Annotated in this window: 20 protein-coding genes; 9 read left to right on the top strand and 11 right to left on the bottom strand. The window is 63.6% G+C overall.

The window, feature by feature from the left end; translation table 11 throughout:
• Positions 1-26: 26 nt before the first annotated feature.
• Both BFN03_RS17040 and BFN03_RS17035 read right to left on the bottom strand, forming a co-directional pair.
• Entirely contained in the window at positions 27-854 is an 828-nt protein-coding gene (locus BFN03_RS17040; protein ID WP_070380000.1) for a decaprenylphospho-beta-D-erythro-pentofuranosid-2-ulose 2-reductase, read from the bottom strand.
• The gene (locus BFN03_RS17035) at positions 855-2,288 is read right to left on the bottom strand and encodes an FAD-binding oxidoreductase (RefSeq protein ID WP_070379999.1); all 1,434 of its coding nucleotides are present in this window, start codon (positions 2,286-2,288) and stop codon (positions 855-857) included.
• 93 nt (positions 2,289-2,381) lie between these two features.
• Between BFN03_RS17035 and BFN03_RS17030 the strand changes: the two genes are divergently transcribed.
• From BFN03_RS17030 to BFN03_RS17020, 3 genes are all read left to right on the top strand, one after another.
• On the top strand, positions 2,382-2,858 hold the full coding sequence (locus tag BFN03_RS17030) for a GtrA family protein (protein WP_084385810.1): 477 nt from the start codon (positions 2,382-2,384) through the stop codon (positions 2,856-2,858).
• A gap of 98 nt (positions 2,859-2,956) precedes the next feature.
• A complete protein-coding gene (locus BFN03_RS17025) occupies positions 2,957-3,880 on the top strand; it encodes a PIN domain-containing protein (RefSeq protein WP_070381019.1) in 924 nt (307 codons plus the stop codon).
• 130 nt (positions 3,881-4,010) lie between these two features.
• Complete coding sequence (locus BFN03_RS17020) at positions 4,011-5,042, top strand: alpha/beta hydrolase (protein WP_070379998.1); 1,032 nt, start codon at positions 4,011-4,013, stop codon at positions 5,040-5,042.
• A 4-nt stretch (positions 5,043-5,046) separates the two neighbouring features.
• Here BFN03_RS17020 and BFN03_RS17015 read toward each other — a convergent pair whose 3' ends face one another.
• The 3 genes from BFN03_RS17015 to BFN03_RS17005 form a co-directional block, all read right to left on the bottom strand.
• Entirely contained in the window at positions 5,047-6,123 is a 1,077-nt protein-coding gene (locus BFN03_RS17015; RefSeq protein WP_070379997.1) for a S1C family serine protease, read from the bottom strand.
• A gap of 137 nt (positions 6,124-6,260) precedes the next feature.
• Positions 6,261-7,070 (bottom strand): enoyl-CoA hydratase, encoded by an 810-nt coding sequence (locus BFN03_RS17010; protein ID WP_070379996.1) that lies wholly within the window; start codon positions 7,068-7,070, stop codon positions 6,261-6,263.
• 96 nt (positions 7,071-7,166) lie between these two features.
• On the bottom strand, positions 7,167-7,667 hold the full coding sequence (locus tag BFN03_RS17005) for a polyketide cyclase (RefSeq protein WP_070379995.1): 501 nt from the start codon (positions 7,665-7,667) through the stop codon (positions 7,167-7,169).
• A 191-nt stretch (positions 7,668-7,858) separates the two neighbouring features.
• Between BFN03_RS17005 and BFN03_RS17000 the strand changes: the two genes are divergently transcribed.
• From BFN03_RS17000 to BFN03_RS16990, 3 genes are read left to right on the top strand one after another with little or no spacing between them, the layout of a single operon-like run.
• Entirely contained in the window at positions 7,859-8,227 is a 369-nt protein-coding gene (locus tag BFN03_RS17000; protein WP_084385663.1) for a hemophore-related protein, read from the top strand.
• A 33-nt stretch (positions 8,228-8,260) separates the two neighbouring features.
• On the top strand, positions 8,261-8,962 hold the full coding sequence (locus tag BFN03_RS16995) for a response regulator transcription factor (RefSeq protein ID WP_070379993.1): 702 nt from the start codon (positions 8,261-8,263) through the stop codon (positions 8,960-8,962).
• Positions 8,959-10,278 carry a sensor histidine kinase gene (locus tag BFN03_RS16990; protein ID WP_070379992.1) on the top strand — a complete coding sequence of 440 codons (1,320 nt, stop codon included), beginning with the start codon at positions 8,959-8,961 and terminating at the stop codon, positions 10,276-10,278. The genes BFN03_RS16995 and BFN03_RS16990 overlap by 4 nt, the downstream gene beginning before the upstream one ends.
• Positions 10,279-10,353: 75 nt before the next feature.
• Here the strand turns inward: BFN03_RS16990 and BFN03_RS16985 are convergent, their stop codons facing one another.
• The 3 genes from BFN03_RS16985 to rfbA form a co-directional block, all read right to left on the bottom strand.
• Positions 10,354-10,701 (bottom strand): CD225/dispanin family protein, encoded by a 348-nt coding sequence (locus BFN03_RS16985; RefSeq protein ID WP_070379991.1) that lies wholly within the window; start codon positions 10,699-10,701, stop codon positions 10,354-10,356.
• Between the two features lie 156 nt (positions 10,702-10,857).
• Positions 10,858-11,442 (bottom strand): dTDP-4-dehydrorhamnose 3,5-epimerase family protein, encoded by a 585-nt coding sequence (locus tag BFN03_RS16980; RefSeq protein ID WP_070379990.1) that lies wholly within the window; start codon positions 11,440-11,442, stop codon positions 10,858-10,860.
• Between the two features lie 4 nt (positions 11,443-11,446).
• Positions 11,447-12,319: a glucose-1-phosphate thymidylyltransferase RfbA gene (rfbA, locus tag BFN03_RS16975; RefSeq protein ID WP_070379989.1), complete on the bottom strand. Its 873-nt coding sequence runs from the start codon at positions 12,317-12,319 to the stop codon at positions 11,447-11,449.
• 64 nt (positions 12,320-12,383) lie between these two features.
• Here rfbA and rfbB point away from each other — a divergent pair, with 64 nt between their 5' ends.
• On the top strand, positions 12,384-13,388 hold the full coding sequence (gene rfbB, locus BFN03_RS16970; RefSeq protein WP_070381018.1) for a dTDP-glucose 4,6-dehydratase: 1,005 nt from the start codon (positions 12,384-12,386) through the stop codon (positions 13,386-13,388).
• Positions 13,389-13,404: 16 nt separating this feature from the next.
• Here the strand turns inward: rfbB and BFN03_RS16965 are convergent, their stop codons facing one another.
• Positions 13,405-14,337, bottom strand: coding sequence for a lysylphosphatidylglycerol synthase transmembrane domain-containing protein (locus BFN03_RS16965; protein ID WP_070379988.1), 933 nt, complete (start codon positions 14,335-14,337; stop codon positions 13,405-13,407).
• A 434-nt stretch (positions 14,338-14,771) separates the two neighbouring features.
• Between BFN03_RS16965 and BFN03_RS16960 the strand changes: the two genes are divergently transcribed.
• Complete coding sequence (locus BFN03_RS16960) at positions 14,772-16,274, top strand: SulP family inorganic anion transporter (protein ID WP_070381017.1); 1,503 nt, start codon at positions 14,772-14,774, stop codon at positions 16,272-16,274.
• Between the two features lie 340 nt (positions 16,275-16,614).
• Here the strand turns inward: BFN03_RS16960 and BFN03_RS16955 are convergent, their stop codons facing one another.
• Positions 16,615-18,717 carry a pentapeptide repeat-containing protein gene (locus BFN03_RS16955; RefSeq protein ID WP_070379987.1) on the bottom strand — a complete coding sequence of 701 codons (2,103 nt, stop codon included), beginning with the start codon at positions 18,715-18,717 and terminating at the stop codon, positions 16,615-16,617.
• 578 nt (positions 18,718-19,295) lie between these two features.
• Between BFN03_RS16955 and BFN03_RS16950 the strand changes: the two genes are divergently transcribed.
• Complete coding sequence (locus BFN03_RS16950) at positions 19,296-20,153, top strand: Ig domain-containing protein (RefSeq protein WP_157109640.1); 858 nt, start codon at positions 19,296-19,298, stop codon at positions 20,151-20,153.
• A 48-nt stretch (positions 20,154-20,201) separates the two neighbouring features.
• Here the strand turns inward: BFN03_RS16950 and BFN03_RS16945 are convergent, their stop codons facing one another.
• On the bottom strand, positions 20,202-21,059 hold the full coding sequence (locus BFN03_RS16945) for a pentapeptide repeat-containing protein (RefSeq protein ID WP_070379985.1): 858 nt from the start codon (positions 21,057-21,059) through the stop codon (positions 20,202-20,204).
• Positions 21,060-21,150: the final 91 nt, after the last annotated feature.

The raw sequence follows: 21,150 nt of genomic DNA, 5'->3' as shown, positions 1-21,150 counted from the left end.
TGCTTCAGTTGTCACAAGGGCGAAGCTTAGATGGGCAGCTTCTTGAATATCGGACGTGGGATGTGTCGCAAGATCATCATCACGTATCGGAAGGCGCCCGGGGCCCAGACAAGATCCTTGCCCTTCTCCGCCGACGTGACCGCGAGTTTGGCCACGTCTTCCTTGTTTACGGTGAGCGGGGCTTCCTTCACGTTCGCGGACATGCGGGTGCGGACCTGGCCGGGACGGATGACGAGCACCCGCGGCCCGAATTCGCGCAGGGCCTCACCCAGGCCGAGATAGAACCCGTCGAGCCCGGCCTTGGTGGAGCCGTACACGAAGTTGGAGCGGCGCACGCGCTCGCCGGCGGCGGACGACATGGCGATGATCTGGCCGTAGCCCTGGGCCTTCATCTTCTCGCCCACCAGCACGCCGACGGAGACGGCTGCGGTGTAGTTGACCTGGGCGATCTGAACGGCTTTCTGCTGGTCCTGCCATAATTGTTCGGCGTCTCCGAGCAGGCCGAACGCGACGATGGCGACGTCGATGTCACCGACAGGAGCGGAGCCTGCGGAGCGGCCATTCGCGGCAGGAGCGGAGCCTGCGGAGCGACCATTCGCTTTGGCCCAGGCCTCGTCGATCACCTTGGGGTGGGTTTCGGTGTCGACGGCGTCGAAATCGATGACCTCGACGGCGCTCGCGCCCGCCGCCTGCAGTTGCGCCACGGCGGCATCTCGACCGGGGTCGCCGGGCAGCGCCGCGAGGATCACTCGCATCGGCGCCTTCTTCAGGTATTCCTCGCAGATAGCGAGACCGATCTCGGAGGTGCCACCGAGCAGCAGGAGGGTTTGAGGGTTACCGACAGCGTTGATCACTTACAGTTCCAACCTTCTGGACATATCGGAGGCGAAGACATTGGTGGGGTCGTACTTGCGGCGTGTGGCGATCCACTTGTCGATCTGCGGGTACATGGCGTGGAACGTCTCGGCGGTGGTTCGCGAATCCTTGGCCGTGTAGAGACGGCCGCCGAACTCGAGCACCCGCTTGTCGAGTTCGGTGACGAACTCGTTCAGGCCGGGCTTGATGCGGAAGTCGACGCAGATGTTCCAGCCCGGGATAGGAAAGCTCAGCGGGGCCTGGTTGCCCTCGCCGAACAGTTTGAACACGTTCAGGAACGAGTAGTGCCCCGACTTCTGGATGTCGCGGATTATCGCCTTGAACTCCTCGACCGCGGTGGTCGGTACGACGAACTGGTACTGCAGGAACCCGTTGGATCCGTACGCGCGGTTCCACTCGCCGAACATGTCGAGTGGGTGGTAGAACTGCGTCAAGTTTTGGACCTTGTCGCGATAGGTGCCGGACTTGCGGAACCACAACTCACCGATCATCGAGAAGTTGAACTTGTTGGCCAGCCCGTTCGGGAAGACATCCGGGAAGGTCAGCAACTGCGGCGCATCGAAGGCCAGCGGATTCTTCTGCAGCTTGGGCGGCAACTGGTCGAGCTTGGCCAGTGAACCGCGGGAGATCGCGGCCCGCCCCAGCTTCGGAGGTGCGGCAATCGCGTCGAACCAGGCGCTCGAGTACTCGTAGTTGGCCTCGCTGCCGTCGCTGTGCAGCGCGATCGTCTCGTCGAGCGTCTGGGTGACGTCTCCGTCGGCGATGAAGTACGCGGTCTCGGTTGGCGTCATCTTGATCGTCGCTTGGAGGATGATGCCTGTCAGGCCCATGCCGCCGATCGTTGCCCAGAACAAGGCACCCTTGGGGTCGCTGCGGCCGCCTTTCGGCTTCAGCGTCCGGACCTTGCCATCCGCGGTGAGGAGATCCAGGGACACGACGTGGTTGCCGAAGCTACCGGCGCTGTGATGGTTCTTGCCGTGGATGTCGGAGGCGATCGCGCCGCCGACGGTGACCTGGCGGGTGCCCGGCAGCACCGGAACCCACAGGCCGAACGGCAGCGCAGCCTTCATCAACTGGTCCAGATTGACGCCGGCGTCGACTCTCACCAGTTGGGTGTCGCGGTCGATCTGGTGTATCCGGTTCAGTGCATTCATGTCGATGACCAGGCCACCGGCATTTTGCGCCGGGTCGCCGTAGGAGCGGCCGAGGCCACGCGCGATCACGCCCCGCTGCAGGTGAGCGGGCTTCGACTCGTTCCGCTCTGCGACCTGGGCGACCGCCTTCGCGATTACTTCCACATCGGGGGTGGAGAGCACTCGTGCCGTGGTGGGGGCGGTGCGTCCCCAGCCGGTGAGGCTTCGGGGCTCTGTGGGTAGCGCCGGGCTCGGCGTCTCTTCTGCTGTCGTGGACATCGAGGTAGAGGTTACCTGCCGGTCATTACGGAGGCAGTGCCCGTGACGCTCCGGTGCGATGTGGATGAGTCTCGGGTGGCTAGTCTCGTCGGCGTGCCAGAAACCCCGCGGAGCCGCGACCAAGAGCCACATGTTCCACTCCCCGTCGAGATCCCCGTCACCGAGAACATCGCCGACGATGCGCTCGACCTGAAGACACAAGTCGTCCGGTTCGTCCTGACGGGTGGGTTGTCGGCCGTCGTCGACTTCGGTCTGTACTTCTTCCTGGTTCAGGTGGCAGGACTCCCGGTGAACGTCGCGAAGTCGATCGGTTTCATCGCGGGCACCACCACCGCGTACCTGATCAACCGCCGCTGGACATTCAAGGCCGAACCCAGCCGAGCCCGCTTCATCGCGGTGGTCATTCTGTATGCGATCACGTTCGCCGTGCAGGTCGGCCTCAACTGGGTGATGTATGAGGCGTTCCCGGATGTGTGGTGGCGCCTGCCGCTTGCCTTCGTCATTGCGCAGGGCACGGCGACGGTCATCAACTTCGTCGTGCAACGCGCGGTGATCTTCAAAATCCGGTAGAGGTGAGTCGCCCTTTTGCGGAACCGGGCATACTCTCCATTCCATAACGACCGTGCAAGAGAGGTGGAGCACGTGACCATTCCGTGCAGAATCAGACGATGCTGATCGTTCTCGATACCTCGGCGGTGACGAGGAATGCGCGCTTCGAGGCCTTCGTGCGAAGAGCGGTCGGCCAGGGGGCACGCGTGCTGGTTCCGCGCCTCGTCCTGCTCGAGTTGATCCACCGTTGTGAGCAAGAGTCGGCCGCCATGATCGAAGCCCTCACGATCCGGTCGAGGATGTACGACAGGTTGGGTCTTCGAGATGATCTCACCAGGTTCGTCGAGGCCGCTCGGTCGAAGGCGGAGGGCTACGCCGAGGCGGTGGCCGGTGAACTCGATGCGCTGGGAATAGGCATCGTGGAACCGGTCGACTCCTCACACGTGGATATCGTCGGGCGTGCGTTGCGATGCGCTCGGCCGTATCTCGACAAGAGGCGGCACGACGGCTATTCGGACACGTTGAATTGGCTCACGGTCTTGAATCTCGCCGACCGGAACCCGACCGATGAGGTGGTGTGGGTCAGTGCGAATTCCCGGGCCTTCGGCAGCGGCGAACCTTCGGCGTGGCACGACGAGATATGGGCAGAATTGCGCGACCGCGGTCTCGAAAGTCGAGTGCGATGGGCGGTCGACTTCGCCGACGTCGATCTCGCCGACCTGAATTCCACGGAAGCGGAATTCTCGCGCCATGACGAGCTCGATGTACCGCTCAGCGGAACATCTGTCGTGCCTGCGGCGCCGATCGCGGATCCGGTCGATACGTCGGAGGAACAGTCAACGCCTGTGGACAAGAAGGTTGCCAGCGTGTTGCCTCCGTCGCCTCCGGTGCAGGTAGAGCGACCGAGGGTTGCGCCCCAGCGCATCCTTCCGGCCGACAGCGCGAGTGCAGGGAAACGTCGAGGCCTTCGCAGAATAATCGGTGGTCGCAAGCGCACAGTGACGGTCGTGGAGGAACTCGACGACCTCGATCTCGGTCAATAACGATTGACCCGTAGTTGATAACGACTTGGGACACGCCGCCCGATAGCCGCCACGGGCGCCTACTCGATACCTAGCGTGGAAGGAACGTACCGATCAAAGACGATCGGTACTGGCGAGTAGGGAGCCGGGCATGAAATCTGTGCCGAACGACCGCAAGCCGTCCAAGGTGGGCCGGAAACCGGATATTCAGTACCGTTCGGGAGCCAGGCTCGCGGGGCCGAGCGTCGAATCCCAGCTTCTCTACAGTGCATTCAGATGGTTCGTCCGCCCTGTCGCCAAGATTGCCCCGATAAATGATCCGGCGATTCGCGGCGCTGCGCTGCTGGACAAGGCGGCTGTGATTCGTCCCGCCCCCGGCATTCGCAGGCAGCGTGTGCGACTGCCCGGATTCAACGCCGAGATCGTTCGCGCGCCAGGTGTTTCCCCCGATTTCAGTAGCGGTGTAGTCCTCTATATTCACGGAGGCGGATTCGTCTCTTGTGGGCTGAACACACATCGGCCTATCGTCGCTACCATTGCCAAGCTGACGGGGCTTCCGGTCATGCATGTGGGATACCGGCAACTTCCCGACACCAACATCAGTGGTTCGGTGGACGACTGTCTCACGGCGTACAACTGGCTGCTCGAAAACGGGGCCCGACCAGAAGGGACGGTGTTCGTCGGTGATTCTGCCGGCGGATTCCTGGTGTTCGCGACGGCATTGACGGCGAATGCGGCGGGCATCGATCTGCCCGCCGGTCTTGTGGGGCTCTCCCCGCTGCTCGATCTGGACTGCGCCGACAAGTTCGAGCATGCCAACGCTTCCCGCGACGTGTTCGCCCAGGTGGAAGCAATCGCCGCCATCAGCAGGCTCGGCGGTGAGGTGGATGGTGTCCTCGACCGCGCGCTTTCTCCCGTGAACGGCGACCTCGAAGGGCTGCCGCCGTCGTTGCTGTTCGCCGCGGAAGGTGAGGTGCTGCGGTGGGATTCGGAGTTGATGGCGGACCGTCTGAGCGCTGCGGGCGTTCCGACGACCCTGCAGATCTGGGACGGGCAGGTCCATGCTTTCCCCGTGTTTTGGCCAGGACTGCCCGAAAGCCGTGCGGTGCTTCGTCGTATCGCGCGGTTCGTCGAGACGCACATTCAACCGGACCGCGGGATCGTCCGGGGTAAGTCTGCCTGACGCGCTATCTCGGCGGGCCTTTCTCGAGAACGATCGTCTTCGCGTGTTGCTGTCCACCTTCGCCGAACCAGCGCACCTCCACCGTGTCCCCCGGGTGTCGCGCAATCATGAGTTCGTCGAGATCGGCGGACGATCGGATAGGTATTCCAGCGAAACTGGTTATGACATCACCAATTTCGATACCGACATCGTCGGCCGGGGTGTCGATGCTGACCCACAGCACTTCGGCGCCTTGGACGTGGTCCCGGATACGGATACCGAGTAGAGGAGTGTCACCGATGTGCACGGTGGCTGACGTCCTTCCGGCACGGATCTGATCGACGATCGTCATGGCAGTGGCGATCGGCACCGCATACGATCTCGGCTCGGAGGGAGCAGGTTTCGACGGGTCCACGTCCGCGTTACCGGCGGTGTTGATCCCAATTACGGCGGTGGTGGCGTCGACGAGAGGGCCACCGGAGTCACCCGGGCGAACGGGGACGTCCACCTCGATCATCTCGTCCAGCTGATTCAGGGAACCGTCGGTGGAACTGCGAGCGGTGATATTCTGCCCGATGTCGGTCACGAAACCACTGACGGTCAACGGCAATCCGGCTCCATGCGTGTTACCCACAGCGATTACCGGGTCACCGATCCGTGGGGTCGAATCTTCGGCGATCATTGCGGGGGTGAGGTCGCGTGCACCCTGCAGCTGGAGAACGGCGATGTCTCGAGAACTGTCATAGCCGAGAACATCCGCTACGTATCGGGCACCGTTGCCGAGGCTGACGGCGGTGATGTCGAGTGCTCCGTCGATGACGTGATGGTTGGTGAGGACGACGCCGTCGGAGGTGAGGACGATCCCCGTTCCCGCCGTTTCGATGAGTCCGGAATCCGAGACGAGGGCAACGACCGAGGGTGTCACCCTGGCTCCGACCTCCTCCGGTGTGAGGGCGACTTGGGGTTCAGCCGGCGCGGCGGCGTGTGGGGCTACAACGGTCGGAGGAGAATTGGGCTCGTGCACTCGAGGTGAGGCCAGCACTAGCGTGCCGATCACCGCGGCGGCCACGGCGACGACGGATAGGACGCGAGCCCTGGTCACGTCCGACAGCTCAGTCCGGCGGATTCGATTCAGGCTTGGACATTCTAAAAAGATACTCCTGGACCAGACTGAATCTGGGCGAAATTCGTGCGGTGGTGCCGAATTCGCTCAATTAGCGAGCACCCGTTCGTCTGCGCCTAGCGGGTGTCCCGGAATCGCGGTTCGCGCTTCTCCTTCCGCGCGGCGGTGGCCTCCTCGAAGTTGTCGGTGAGCAGTCGCACCAGCAGCTGCCCGAGTCCCTCCTGGTTCATGTGCGATTCAAGGGATGCGGCATCGAGCCCGGACCACAGCGTGCGCTTGGTCAATTCGAGTCCGGGCCGCGAGAACCGGGACATGCGCTCGGCGAGGTCGAAGCACTCACCGAGGAGGTCTTCGCCGGGCACGAGGCGAGATACGAGGCCGATCCGCTCGGCTTCGTCGGCGTACACGTCCCGCCCGGACAACATGATCTCGAACGCCCGGGATGCGCCGATTGCACGCGGTAGCAGGTAACTCAGGCCCAACTCGCTCGAGGTGAGGCCGTTGTTGATTCCTGCCGCCCGGAAGTAGGCCTCGTGCGACGCGATCCGGATGTCCGAGGCGAGCGCGAGGCACAACCCGCCTCCTATGGCCGCGCCGTTGACGGCGCTGATCACGGGTTGATGCATTCGGCGTAGTCCCAGGACGACGTTGTCCAGCATCTCCATCGCCCGAAGGGCGACGGTGGGAGGAGTCAGGCCGTCGACGTGCGGAAGTGTGCCGGCGGATCTCTGATCGGCGCCGGAGGAGAAACCTCGACCGGCGCCGGTCACGACCACCGCACGCACCGAATTGTCGTTGCTGATCTCCTCGAGCGCGTCGCGGAAGGGGATCATGACATCGAACGCCATCGCGTTCATGCGTTCCGGGCGGTTGAGTATCACCAAGGCGATGCCCGGACGCGGATGGTCGACGAGGACGAAGTTCACGGATCGATACTAGAACGTGTTCCAGTTTGGTGCCGGGATAACCGATCCAAGTGGGCGAATGTACCTTTCGCGCCTCCGAAGCGTCGAAAGGTACGTTCACCCGGCAACTTCCGGACGTGGAAGTCCGGGGGCGACGGTGCGTGCAAGGATGCCGAGTGTGGCGCGCAATGCCGTTTCCGAGATGACCGGAAAAATTCCTGCCTCACGCCAGACGGGATCGATCGCCGACCAGTCGTAGAACGACGTCACCATCGTTCCCTCATCGATCGCATCGAGACGGTAGCCGTACACGTGCCCGATCTGCGGGCGGATCCGGCCGAGGATCTTCCATGAGATCTCTCGGTCAGGCACGAACGTCTCGATGGTCACGGTCACGTCATAGAGTCCGAGGTCCAAGTCGTGTAGCGCATCGCGGTCCATATGAACGACGAAGGTGTCGCCGACGGCCGTGACCACGTCACCTTCGGCGGACATCAGCATGCCGGAACTGTCGATCGCAACGTGTCCCTGAGGGTCGCAGAGCACTCCGAAGATCTTTGCCGGGTCCGCCGCGATCGCCCGCCGGACCTCGATTCGTTCGCTGGTCATCGTTGTCATTCGAGCATCCTGTCATCCGCCGGATCGGGGCGGTAGAGAGTGGGAAATGCCGCCAAGAACTTCGCCGCACGACTACCGGTGAACAGGTTTAAGAAATTTCTCAGACGCGTTTATCGGTGGTTGAAGAAGCTCCCCTTAGGTTTCGATGTCAGCGGCAAACGTCGCACGTCAACCGAAATGGGAGTGCAAACATGAGAAGCTCGAACAGGAACTTTCGACGGATCGCAGTCACCGTGATGGGCGTGGCCGCGGCGGGGATGCTGTCGGCACCGTTGGCACAGGCGTCTCCCTCGGACCGGGCAGACAGGCCGGCGTGCACGGCTGAGCAGATCGATGCGGCGCGCGCCGAGACCCAGGCCAAGATGGACGCTCTCTTCGAGACCTACCCGGAGCTCAGGGATCGGGCTGCAGAAATGAAGGAGCTGCCCAAGGAGGAGCGAAAGGCGCAGGCCGAGGCGAACCTCGCCGAGAACCCGGAGTTGGCCGCTGCGGTGAAAGATGCCCGATCGGCCAAATTCGAACTCCGCAAAGAGTGCAGTGTGCGTGGCGCCGGTAAGTGATTTGGCAGGCGATACGGGGCAAGATCGTCGGGTATGAGCACTGACCCGAAGGTTCTGATGGTCGACGACGACCCCGACGTCCGGCACTCGGTAGCCCGGGGCCTACGGATGTCGGGGTTCGCCGTCACCACAGCCAACGACGGGCGTGACGCTCTTCGCCAGATGAGCATCACGGCCCCCGACGCTCTGGTACTCGACATTCAGATGCCCGGCCTCGACGGTGTCGCGGTGGTGACGGCGTTGCGCGCAATGGGCAACGAAGTGCCGATCTGTGTGCTCAGCGCACTCGACACGGTGAACGACCGGGTGGCGGGGTTGGAGGCTGGAGCGGACGACTACCTGATCAAACCGTTCGATATCACCGAACTGGTGGCTCGGCTGCGCGCCCTGCTTCGCAGGACCGCCGCCTCCGAACCGACGAGCGGTGGTGCGCGTGTGATCGGACCACTACAGATCGACCTGGCACGAAGGCTCGTGTTCATGGAAGGCAATAGAGTCGACCTGACCAAGCGCGAGTTCGAACTACTCGCGACGTTGAGCGCGGACCCGGGTGTGGTTTTCTCCCGCGAACGGCTGATGGAGTTGGTCTGGGGGTATGACTTCGCAGCGGATACCAACGTAGTCGACGTGTTCATCAGCTATCTGCGCAGGAAACTCGAGGCCGGCGGCGCGGATCGTCTGGTGCAAACGGTCCGTGGTGTCGGATTCGTCCTCCGTGAGCAGTCGCCGCGATGACTGCCCCCGCACGCTCGCTTTCCGTCCGAGCCCGGGTTGCCTGGGCGGCCGGACTTGCGGCCGCACTGGTGGTCCTTCTGGTGGCGGCACTGACCGCGATCACCCTGGTGAGCAACGAATCTCGGCAACGGGATCGCCGTGTGGACGCGGTCGCGGAAGCAGTGGGTGGGGGCGCCAATCCCTTCGCGCGCGGGCGGGGTTACGTGGCGACGATGAGGTTGGACGGCGCTGTCCTCCAATCCACGCCGGTCACGCTTCCCCCCGCATCCGTGGGCCTTTCCACCGAGGTCGTGGACGGAGTGAGCTATCGGGTTCGCACTCGCGAACTGAACCGGCCTGAAGGCGCACTGCTGTCCGTGGGAATCCCAGAGCCTCCCACTCGAGCGGTGGTGGGTCGTTTGGCCCCTCGCATCGCCGTGGGGGGTGTGCTGGCGGTGGTGCTGGCAACGTTGCTCGGATGGTTGTTCGCCGGCCGCGCCGTGCGCCCGTTGCGTGAGCTGATCACCCAGACGCGCACGCTCACCTCGGACGGCCAGCACACGCCTCCTCGGGTGAAGGGTGCAGCCGAGGCGGAGGAGCTCGCCGAGGCGATCACCGATATGTGGAGTCGGATGAACTCCGCGCAGGAGCGGACCCGGACTGCGTTGGATTCGGCGCGCGGATTCGCCGCGTCCGCCGCTCACGAGCTTCGCACTCCGCTCACCGCTATGCGCGCGGACCTCGACATCGTGCGCACCCTTCCGCTCTCGAAACCCGAACTCGACGAGATCGTGGGAGATCTCATCCGTACCCAACGTCGCGTCGAGTCGACCGTCACCGCGCTCGGTCAACTTGCCGCGGGCGAGTTGATGCGGCCCGAGGACCGCGCCCGGTTCGATGTCATCGAGTTGTTCGACCGGGTGGCGCAGGACTTGCGGCGCACACACCCCGAAGTCCGCATCACGGTCAGGGCTGACCGCTCGGTGCCGATGACGGGATGGCCTGACGGGATCCGTCTCGCGGCAGATAACTTGCTGCGCAACGCAATCACGCACGGAGGTGCCACCGAGATCGAGTTGTCCGCGGTGCCGATCGGAACCCCCGACAACCGGCGCATGCTCGCACTGAGAGTGGACGACAACGGCGTCGGGTTGCCCGTCGACGAGCGCGAACGGGTGTTGCAGCGTTTCGAGCGGGGGAGAGCCGCTCGCCAACCGGGATCGGGCCTCGGGTTGGCACTCGTTTCTCAGCAAGCAGCACTGCACGGCGGAAACGTCGTGCTATCGGACAGCCACCTCGGCGGACTGTGCGTCACGCTGACTGTCGACGGTTCCTAGCTCGGTATTGGAAGGGGCGAATGTACCGTTCGACGCAACCGAAGCGTCGAACGGTACATTCGCCCGGCAACTTGCTTAGTCCCAGTACCTTCCGTGCCCGCCATCGTTGGCGATCAGCACTATGAGGCCGATTGCATACAGCACCACGAACAGCAGCAGCAATCCGCCGAAGATCCACAGGGAGATCTGCCCTAATCGGCGGGCGCGGTTGGACGCATCCTGCGCCCCGGCGACGTCTCCGCTGGCCCACAACGGGAACACGTTGAACGCATGGTTGAAGGCCGAGAATGCCAGAGGCCAGAAGAAAATGAGAGACGCGACTGCCCAGCCTGCGTTGCTCGGGGGTCGTAGTGGGCCAGCGTTCGGGCCGGCGGGACCGGCGGCAGGTTGGGGCGGTGTCGGACCGTTGGTGGGGGAGGACATTGCAGTACTCCTGACGTTGGATTTCCGCAGTTCACGTTACGTTTCGCTATGCAGTTCCTCTGAACTCGAGACTACGTGAGTTCCGATGAGCACGAGCATCGATCGTGTAAACTGGCCCGCCGTCGCCGATCCGGATGGACGACGACTTGGGGCCGATCAGCCGTAGATCGGCAACAAGCCGGCATCCAGGGCTTGCTTGAGAGACGGTGCGGCCGAATCTTTTTCGGAAAGCTGGAAGGTAAGCGGGGTGCCGTCTCGGCCTGTCATGGGCCACTCGATCGCCAGGTCGGGGTCGAGTGGATGGATGTCGTGATCGAGCGAGGGCGTGTACTCGATCGAGCACAGGTACATCACGGTGGACGCGTCCTCGAGAGACATGATTGCGTGACCGAGACCTTCGGAGAGGTAGACCGCGCGCCGGTCGATATCGTCGATGAGCACCGAATCCCACTGCCCGAACGTGGGTGATCCGACCCGCAGGTCGACGATGACATCGAGGAACGCACCCTTTACGCAGGTGACGTATTTCGCCTGGCCAGGGGGATTCTTGGTGAAGTGGATGCCGCGCATGACACCTGCGGCCGAGATCGAGCAGTTGGCCTGCGCGAGATCGAAACCGTGACCTACGGCGGCCTCGAACTTCGAATCCTTGAACCACTCCAGGAATACGCCGCGATGGTCACCGAACTGCTGCGGGGTGATCTCCCAGGCGCCGGGGATCTTCAGTTCCCGATAATCCACGTCATCAGTCCTTACCGCGTTCGAGTAGTTCGAGGAGATAGTCTCCGTATCCCGACTTTCCGAGAGCTTCTGCGCGGGAGCGCAATTCGTCGTCTGTGATGTATCCGCGCCGCCATGCGACCTCTTCGGGGGCGCCAATTTTCAGTCCCTGTCGATGTTCGATGGTGCGCACGAAGTTCGCTGCCTCGAGCAGTGAATCGACGGTGCCCGTGTCGAGCCATGCGGTTCCGCGGGGCAGCACCTCGACTTTCAGCCGACCAGCCTCGAGGTAGGCCCGGTTGACGTCGGTGATCTCGTATTCGCCACGATCGGACGGCGTCAACGCGCGCGCAATCGACACGACGTCGTTGTCGTAGAAGTAGAGGCCGGGAATGGAAAAGTGCGACTTCGGGGTGGCGGGCTTCTCCTCGATGGAGATCGCCTTGCCGGCGTCGTCGAATTCGACCACACCGTAGGAACTGGGATCGGATACCGGGTAGGCGAACACGGCACCACCGTCGATGTTCTCGAATCGGCCCAGCCGGGAGCCGAGGCCGGGGCCGTAGAAGATGTTGTCGCCGAGTATCAGGGACACCGACTCGTTGCCGATGTGGTCGGCACCGAGCGTAAATGCCTGCGCCAGACCGTTCGGCTCCTGTTGAACCACGTAGGTGAGGTTCACCCCGAACTGAGAACCGTCCCCGAGCAGCATGCGGAACTGCTCCAAGTCGTGCGGGGTGGTGATGACGAGGATGTCCTGGATGCCGGCGAGCATGAGGGTGGAGAGCGGGTAGTAGATCATCGGCTTGTCATAGACCGGGACCAGTTGCTTGCTCACCGCAAGAGTGATCGGGTGAAGCCTGGATCCGGTGCCGCCCGCCAGGATGATTCCGCGCATATGCGCAGTGTTCCAGTGTTCGTTGCGGATAGAAACTCGCAACGCGCCATTAGGCTAGGTGCACATGAGGCTTCTCGTGACAGGTGGCGCCGGGTTCATCGGTGCGAACTTCGTGCACCAGACCGTCGCTGAACGCCCCGAGGTCCAGGTGACGGTACTCGACGCGCTGACATACGCGGGAAACCGGAACTCGCTCGACTCGGTGGCGGACCGCATCGAGTTCGTGCACGGCGATGTGGCAGACGTCGCGTTGGTAGATGGCCTGGTAGCACGCTCGGATGCGGTGGTCCACTTCGCCGCGGAGTCGCACAACGACAACTCGCTGGCCGATCCGATGCCCTTCATGCACACGAACGTTATGGGTACGTTCTCGCTGCTCCAGGCCGTACGTGCGCACGACGTCCGCTACCACCACATCTCCACCGACGAGGTGTACGGCGACCTCGAGCTCGACGACCCCGAGCGGTTCACCGAATCGACGGCGTACAACCCGTCGAGCCCCTACTCGGCGACCAAGGCGTCGAGCGACATGCTCGTGCGAGCCTGGGCGCGGTCGTTCGGCGTCCGTGCCACCTTGTCGAACTGTTCCAACAACTACGGCCCGTACCAGCACGTAGAAAAGTTCATCCCGCGTCAGATCACCAACCTGATCGACGGGGTGCGCCCGCGCCTTTACGGCTCCGGAAGGAACGTGCGCGACTGGATCCATGTCGACGATCACAACCACGCGGTGTGGACGATCCTCGAGGAGGGAAGTCTCGGGCAGACGTATCTGATCGGTGCGGACGGTGAGGTCGACAACCGGACCGTCGTCGGAACGCTTCTGGAACTATTCGGCCGCCCCGCCGACGACCTCGACTTCGTCACCGACAGGCCGGGCCATGACCTCCGCTACGCGATCGACTCGACGAGACTGCGCACGGAATTGGGCTGGACGCCGCGGTACGGGGACTTTCGCAGTGGGCTCGAGGCAACCGTGCAGTGGTACCGCGACAACGAATCCTGGTGGCGCGCGCAGAAGGAGCCCGTGGAAAAGGAGTATGCGGGCAGGGAGTCCGTAATCGGTTGACGGACCGTCTGCCGTCCTATGACGGTGCAGGCACCCGCGAGTCTTCGTGGACCAGTGCATTGCGCAGGACCCGCGATCCCGAGACTGCGGCGACGAATCCGGCGAACACCTCGCACAGGGTGAAGATCAGGCGTGATGCGAGGGCGAGCCCGAGTGCGACGCCGCTGTCCATGAACGGGGAGAGCGCCGCGACGATGACGGCCTCGCGAACCCCGATTCCGGACGGCGCGATGACCACCAGCACACCGGCGACCATGCCGAGTGCGAGGGCACCGATGCACCGCATGATGGAGTCTGGCTCGAATCCCGATGAACTCGACGCCAGCAACCACAGGTGGATGCCGTACAGCACCCAGCTGACAGCGCACCAACCCAGGGCCAGTGCGATCTTGTGCGCGGCCAATTGCCTCTGCAGCGGCGCACGACGCAGGATCCGCAACGCCAGGTTCACCAGGCGGGTGAGCACAGGCGGGTAGCAGCAGATGAGCGCAACCGGAACGAGCGCAGTCACGGCTACCGCTGCGAAAGTGCTGATCTGGAACAGAGCGGGCAGCGCGAGCAGTCCAACGACCAGTGCCGACGTCACACTCAGGCCGACAGTGACGAGTACGGCGACGAAACCATTGGCCCGTGAAACTCCGGCCCGGCGCACGAGCTCGGTCTGCAGGACGAAGGCCCAGACACTGCCGGGAAGATACTTGCCGAGCTGACCGACCAGGTAGCAGCGGGCGGCGTCGAACGCGGGTATCGGATGTTCGAGGGCGCCGAGCGCATGCTGCCATGACCGCACCGCAGCGCCCATTCCGAGGAAGACGAAGACAGCGGAGACAGCAACCGCCCACCAGTCCAGATTGGTGATGGTGTCGCGGACCTCACTCCACTGCGACCTCACCGCGATACCGATGGCCACCACGATTGCAAGAGTGACGGCAACCCGCGCTGCCCTCATGAGGAGGGCGCGGCCACCGTGAGCTGGGGCGGCTCGGCCGCCGTGAGCTGGGACGGCTCGGCCGCCGTGAGTCGAGGTCGCTGGAGTCGGGGTACTCCCGCCACCGTCGGCGGATGTGGATCGTGGCTCGACGCTCACAACCGACCACCCCTCACGTCAGTGCCCTGCGGCGCGCAATGCACCCCCTCGACGATAGCAATCAAGGGGGTGCCGATCCGGTGAGTGGAACTCTTCTCCGGCGGGAGGGTAGAGTCGCTCGGTCGAGAGTGAACACCAAGTCCCGCCGTATGTGCGGGCAGGCGAAAGTGGCGCACCGCCGCGAGCCTTCTCGGGCCGCACTGCCGACCCCGATAATTCCTCGTCCGCGGCGCAACGTGGCGCCGTTCGAACAGCTAGCGGCATCGGCGTTCCCGCGCCGTGCGAACGGAGTTTTGATGTCAGTACAACACCCCGACACACTTCTCGACGAAGGGTCGGTGCGTGCGGCACTGAGATCCCCGCGCAGGCTGAAGACCGAGGTGCTTGCCGGCCTGGTGGTGGCCCTCGCGCTCATTCCGGAGGCGATCTCGTTCTCCATCATCGCCGGCGTCGATCCGCGAGTGGGGTTGTTCGCCTCATTCACCATGGCAGTGACCATCGCGTTTGTGGGTGGTCGTCGCGCAATGATCTCGGCCGCGACCGGGGCGATCGCTCTAGTGGTGGCACCCCTGGCCCGTGATTACGGCCTGGACTATCTCATCGCCGCCGTTCTGCTTGCAGGCGTACTGCAGATCGTTCTGAGCCTGCTCGGAGTGGCAAGGCTGATGCGGTTCATTCCGCGCAGCGTCATGACCGGGTTCGTCAATGCCTTGGCGATCCTGATCTTCACCGCTCAGTTGCCTCATCTGATCGACGTGCCCACGCTGGTCTACCCGATGGTCGCGGTCGGACTGCTGATCATGGTGTTCCTGCCCCGGTTCACGAAGGCGGTTCCCGCACCGCTGGTGGCGATCGTGCTGTTGACCGCCGTCACCGTGCTGTTCGCGCTGAACGTCCCGAACGTCGGCGACGAGGGCGAACTCCCCTCGAGCCTGCCCTCATGGCTCATCCCGGACGTGCCGATGAACATGGACACGCTGTCGATCATCGCCCCCTACGCCCTGGCGATGGCGCTGGTCGGACTGCTCGAATCGTTGATGACGGCGAAGCTCGTCGACGACATCACCGACACGCATTCGGACAAGACTCGCGAGGGTTGGGGTCAGGGTGTCGCGAACCTGGTCACCGGTCTGTTCGGCGGCATGGGCGGCTGCGCGATGATCGGCCAGACCATGATCAACGTCAAGGTTTCCGGTGCCCGTACCCGGATCTCCACGTTCCTCGCGGGTGTGTTCCTCTTGGTGCTCGTGGTGGGTCTGGGCGACGTTGTCGCGCTGATTCCGATGGCAGCTCTGGTCGCGGTCATGATCATGGTCTCGGTCGGCACGATGGACTGGCACAGCATCGCCCCGAACACGCTGCGACGCATGCCCCGCAGCGAGACGACGGTGATGCTCGCGACCGTCGCAGTGACTGTCCTCACCCACAACTTGGCCTACGGCGTCATCGTGGGTGTCGTCACCGCGATGGTGCTTTTCGCCCGCCGGGTTGCTCACCTGACCGAGGTCGTCGACATCGCGCACCCCGACGACGACACCCGCGTTTATGCGGTGCGCGGGGAGCTCTTCTTCGCCTCGAGCAACGATCTGATCTACCAGTTCGACTACGTCGGGGATCCCAAGAACGTCGTGATCGACATGTCCGACTCGCACATCTGGGATGCCTCGACGGTGGCCACGCTCGACGCGATCACCACGAAGTACGCGGCCAAGGGGAAGAACGTCGACATCGTCGGTCTCAACAAAGCCTCCGAAGATCGCCACGTGCGTCTGAGCGGCCGGATGGGCGCCGAACACTAGCCGCATCGACTGCGTTGTTCGCTGACCACCAGCACCCGCACACCACGGACCTGAGTAGTTGCGCTTTGTGCAATGGTTCGGGAGCGGCGGCGGGGTAGCAGAGACCGACTCGCCGGGATCACCAGTTCGAGGCAGGCACCGAGAGAGTCACGTTCTCCCTGCGTGTACCCGAGAGCCCCGCAGCGAGTTCGTCACCCGTGGCGTTGGTGGAGGGTTCCGGCGATGTCGTGAGTCGACGGCGGGAGAACATTTCGGTATGCGCTGGTGGGTGAAGTGGTCCGTGCAGAACGGTGGCGCTCCAACGATGGATAGGTCGGCCATCGTTGGAGCACCACAAGTGTCAGCTACCAGACAGGCTTTCCAACGACTCGGTTCCGAGCGATCCGGTTCCGAGGGATCCGGTGTCGAGCGATCCGGTGTCGGGGTCCCCATCCGATGCGATGACGACGGTGACCAGCCGGTCAACGTCACCAGCGCTGTTGCTGGCGGTGACGGTAATCGGGAATGATCCGGCCGCGGTGGGTGTTCCGGACAGGATGCCCTGTTCCGAGAGGGTCAGCCCTGCCGGCAGGGGATCTGTGGTGGTGACCGTCGGTGTCGGGGAGCCGGCGACGTCGAATGCGTAGTTGTAGTCGACGCCGACCACGCCCTCTGCGGGGTCACCGCCGATCGACGGGACAGCGACTACGACGACGATGACCTGCCGGTCGACGTTTCCGGCGCTGTTGCCGGCGGTGACGGTGATCGGGAATGACCCGGCTTCGGTGGGTGTCCCGGACAGGACGCCGTCTTCGGACAGGGTCAGCCCGGCGGGCAGCGGGTCGGTGGTGGTGACCGTCGGTGTCGGGGAGCCGGCGAGCTCGAACGCGTGGGTGTAGTCGACGCCGACCACACCCTCTGCGGGATCACCCTCGATGGACGGGACGGAGGCGATGACGATGGTGACCTGCCGGTCGACATCGCCGGCGCTGTTGCTGGCGGTGACGGTAATCGGGAATGATCCGGCCGCGGTGGGTGTTCCGGACAGGATGCCCTGTTCCGAGAGGGTCAGCCCTGCCGGCAGGGGATCTGTGGTGGTGACCGTCGGTGTCGGGGAGCCGGCGACGTCGAATGCGTAGTTGTAGTCGACGCCGACCACGCCCTCTGCGGGGTCACCGCCGATCGACGGGACAGCGACTACGACGACGGTGACCTGCCGGTCGACATCGCCGGCGCTGTTGCTGGCGGTGACGGTGATTGGGAATGATCCGGCCTCGGTGGGTGTTCCGGACAGGACGCCGTCTTCGGAGAGGGTCAGTCCGGCGGGCAGCGGGTCTGTGGTGGTGACCGTGGGGGCCGGGGATCCGGCGACCTCGAACGCGTGGGTGTAGTCAACCCCAACCACACCCTCTACGGGATCACCCTCGATGGACGGGGCGGACGCGATGACGATGGTGACCTGTCGATCGACGTTTCCGGCGCTGTTGCTGGCGGTGACGGTGATCGGGAATGTTCCGGCTTCGGTGGGTGTTCCGGACAGGACGCCTTGTTTGGACAGGGTCAGCCCTGCCGGCAGCTCGCTTGTTGTGGTGACCGTCGGAGCCGGGGAGCCGGAGACCTCGAATGCGTAGGTGTAATCGCCCCCGACCACACCTTCGGAGGGGTCACCCACGATCGAAGGAGCAAGAACAGGGAAGGGGAGCACGGTGACAGTGAACTTGCCCGCTCCCTGACTCGCGCTGGTGTTGACGGTGCAACGAACGGTTGTCGTCCCCACCGGGAAGCTGAAGCCCGAGGCTCGATCGCAGCTTCCAAAGGTGGTACCGGTCAGGTTTGGCGGCGTGGGCCATGTGACCGTCGCGTTGCCGAACTCATCGGCCGTCACAGTCGTGTCGGCAGGAATCAGCATTGTGCCGGTCAGATCCGCGTTGGTCAGATGGGTCCCGGTCAGGTTCGCCCCATTGAGCTCGACACCGGCTAGAATCGTCCTCAGGTTTGCGTCGGTCAAGTTGGCGTCAGTGAAGTTCAGACCGCGTGTATCCCGGGTTGAATACGTCGCCAGTGTTACCCCGGTCAAGTTTGCGCCGGTGAAGTTCGCATCGGCGATATCCACAGATCGCATATCCGCGCCAGCTAGGTTGGCGCCGGTCAGATCCGCGTTGGCTAAGTCGCTAGAACCTAAATCCGCGCCGGCCAGGTTGGCGCCGGTCAGATCCGCGTTGGCTAGGTTCGCCCAACCGATCCACGCGTCGGCGAGTTTCGCGCCGATGAGCTTGGTGCCGCTGAGGTTCGTGCGGAACAGCGTCGCGTCAGTTAGGTCAGCGTAGGAGAAGTTCAGGCCGTGCAGATCCGAGTCCCTGAGGTCTACCCCGGGGCAGACGGTGAAATTTTCGGGAGTGGGATTGTCGACGACCGTGCAACCGCCGATGACGATCTCAGCGTTGGCGATCGGAGTCACTGTCACTAGGGCGGCTGCTGCCAGCCCCGCGCCGAGTACCGCCGCTCCACCCTTGCGTGCTAATGCGCCCCGCGAACGACAGGCCACCCAGGCCTTGGTTCTGGCAATAGTTGGTATCGGCAGCATCATTCGGTTCAATCCCCTCCTATGGAAACGCGACGGTTCGCGTCTCTATCCGTGTGGCAGCAGACAAGAACTGTGTCTGCAGCCTCTTTGACCTCGGCAATGGTGCCTGACACACAAGACAAACCCTTTACTGGGGTGCATGATTTGAGTCGACGCGCCGGAGTACGCCCGCTTTCAGCCTCGTGCGGTGCTCTTTGCAATGCCAGCCACGCCGGGAGTCCCATCCGCATCGGTAGTGATGCGGTAAGGGGACAGTGACAGTGGTCTTCAACGGCTCATCGGCGACCCCGCTCCACATACGCGGCAAAGTCTTTCGATTCCGAGACAGGCTCTACCGCGACCAATCGTCAGCGAAGTTCATACATCAGGACGAATGTCCGGTATGTTTCATTCGCGCGGTTGCTTCCCGTGACCGCTCCGCACCCCCGCGCGGATTCTGCAGGAAAGGCACACCAACCGTGACAACACCTGATCCTCTGCGCCGCACCCGACGTGGCCGTATCGCCGCCACTCTCCTTGCTGCGACCGCCGCCATTGCACTCGCCGGAGGAGTTGGTACCGCGTCCGCCGACACCACAGTCTCCTACCACGCCCGGTTCTGCTCAGACGCGAAGGATGGAAACACCATCGCTTTCCAGGTGAATGAGGGCAAACCGAGACAAAACCCACCCGAAGACACCTGGCACGGCCAGTGGATTTCGGACGTCACGTTCGACACCTGGGTCGATGACTCCAATGCCAATAACCCCCACAACACGGGCAGGTGGTGTCACACCGTCGTGCGCACAGACCTCAGTGAGGGCGATTGGGTCCGTCTCGCAGGATGGAACCCCTCCTCGGGCATAGCGACCCGTCTCACCGAGGTGGTGGAGGTCAATGGTGTGGTATTCGAGCGCCTTGTTAGCGGTGAGGCCTGGTGGATGGCTCTTCAGCGCTGCTGCGGCGCGCACTATGCGACCGTCCCGGCGCCTACCATCCCCGATCTGGTCGATCCAGCGTTCGTCGACACCACATCCGTCGCATTGACCGGCACCGTCGGAACTAGCCTCACCCGCACCTTCACCGCCACCGGGACACCGGACCCTGTCGTCACCGTCGTCGACCCGGCGAAGCTGCCGCCCGGAATGACGTTCGCGAACGATCCCGCCACAGGTCTTCCGACCCTGTCCGGAACACCTACCGCCGCAGGCAGTTACCCGTTCACTCTCACCGCCGACAACGGTGTCGGTGCCCCTGTCCGCCTCACAGCAACGGTCACCGTCGAAGCACCCGCGACCGGCTCCCTCGGCTCCCTCGGATCGATCTTCGGCAGCTGACTATTCTGCCGATATCGAACCACTGACACCGGATCTGATCCGGACAGATCACCCGTGCCAATGTGAGGGAGTAGCAACACCGTCGGGTAGGAGCGTTCCGACGCTGCCTCGGGCGGCATTGATCTGAGGCTGGGTGACGTGTAGGGCGGCCGAGAGGTCTGCGCCCTCCAACCTGGCGTCCCGTAGATCCGCCCCGAGCAGGTCGGTCCCTGCAAGATCGAGGTACCGCAGATCCGCTGCTATCAGGCAGGCGCCCCGCAGGTCCGCGCCACGCAGCCGGTGCTCCCGGAGATTCCTTCCGGCAAGGTCCGATCCGGGCGCGAGGCTCGAGTCCAAGCGCTCACCGTCGGCGAAGTAGCAAGCCCGGACTTCCTCGCTGATGTCCATGAGGATTGCTCTGACGTCGGAATGCAAGGCATCCAGGTCAGCGCAGAACAATTCGGTTGCGCTGCCACCGGCCAATGTCGCAATGGTTGACGCGAAGTCGCGGGCTTGTTGCGCGGAATCTGGATCATACGTGCGGGCCTGCGCTTCGTAGAGGTACCAGAGCATTTCGTGCAGCTGGCGCATGATCGAGAAAGCCGAGAACATTTCCTGCTTCGACTCTGGGCGCTCGCGCCAGCTGACGCCGTCGAACAATCGTTGCGAGACGGCTTGTCCCGCACCGAAACAGTCGAAGACCGTGCAGCCGCGGAAGCCACAGGCGCGCAGTTTCTCATGGATCGTGCATGAGGAATCTGGTGCGAGATTCCGGCAGGGAGATCCGGCCGGCTTGTCCGCGGCGAAGTCCACCGATCGGGAGAATCCAAAGGCGGTGCAGCAGAGTGCGAAACAACTTCCGCACTCGCCGCGTAGATCTGTGCGCTCTACAAGCGTGGGTGCGGGATGTATCGATGAGGTGCTCAAGTGTGCTCCAAGAGGCAGTTCCAGTAGTTGAGAGCTGGAGCTGGGAACCCGACATCGGGTTCCCCTTGGGAGCGCACGGAATCACCGCCCC

Source organism: Rhodococcus sp. WMMA185, assembly GCF_001767395.1.
GTDB lineage: Bacteria > Actinomycetota > Actinomycetes > Mycobacteriales > Mycobacteriaceae > Rhodococcus_F.
This window is presented reverse-complemented; position numbering and strand designations above follow the sequence as displayed.

Excerpts from the sequence above, each read along its gene's own strand:
- BFN03_RS17035 (WP_070379999.1), bottom strand. The coding sequence starts at position 2,288 with ATGTCCACGACAGCAGAAGAGACGCCGAGCCCGGCGCTACCCACAGAG.
- BFN03_RS17025 (WP_070381019.1), top strand. The coding sequence starts at position 2,957 with ATGCTGATCGTTCTCGATACCTCGGCGGTGACGAGGAATGCGCGCTTC.
- BFN03_RS17020 (WP_070379998.1), top strand. The coding sequence starts at position 4,011 with ATGAAATCTGTGCCGAACGACCGCAAGCCGTCCAAGGTGGGCCGGAAA.
- BFN03_RS17005 (WP_070379995.1), bottom strand. The coding sequence starts at position 7,667 with ATGACAACGATGACCAGCGAACGAATCGAGGTCCGGCGGGCGATCGCG.
- BFN03_RS17000 (WP_084385663.1), top strand. The coding sequence starts at position 7,859 with ATGAGAAGCTCGAACAGGAACTTTCGACGGATCGCAGTCACCGTGATG.
- BFN03_RS16995 (WP_070379993.1), top strand. The coding sequence starts at position 8,261 with ATGAGCACTGACCCGAAGGTTCTGATGGTCGACGACGACCCCGACGTC.
- BFN03_RS16990 (WP_070379992.1), top strand. The coding sequence starts at position 8,959 with ATGACTGCCCCCGCACGCTCGCTTTCCGTCCGAGCCCGGGTTGCCTGG.
- BFN03_RS16985 (WP_070379991.1), bottom strand. The coding sequence starts at position 10,701 with ATGTCCTCCCCCACCAACGGTCCGACACCGCCCCAACCTGCCGCCGGT.
- rfbA (WP_070379989.1), bottom strand. The coding sequence starts at position 12,319 with ATGCGCGGAATCATCCTGGCGGGCGGCACCGGATCCAGGCTTCACCCG.
- rfbB (WP_070381018.1), top strand. The coding sequence starts at position 12,384 with ATGAGGCTTCTCGTGACAGGTGGCGCCGGGTTCATCGGTGCGAACTTC.
- BFN03_RS16965 (WP_070379988.1), bottom strand. The coding sequence starts at position 14,337 with ATGAGGGCAGCGCGGGTTGCCGTCACTCTTGCAATCGTGGTGGCCATC.
- BFN03_RS16960 (WP_070381017.1), top strand. The coding sequence starts at position 14,772 with ATGTCAGTACAACACCCCGACACACTTCTCGACGAAGGGTCGGTGCGT.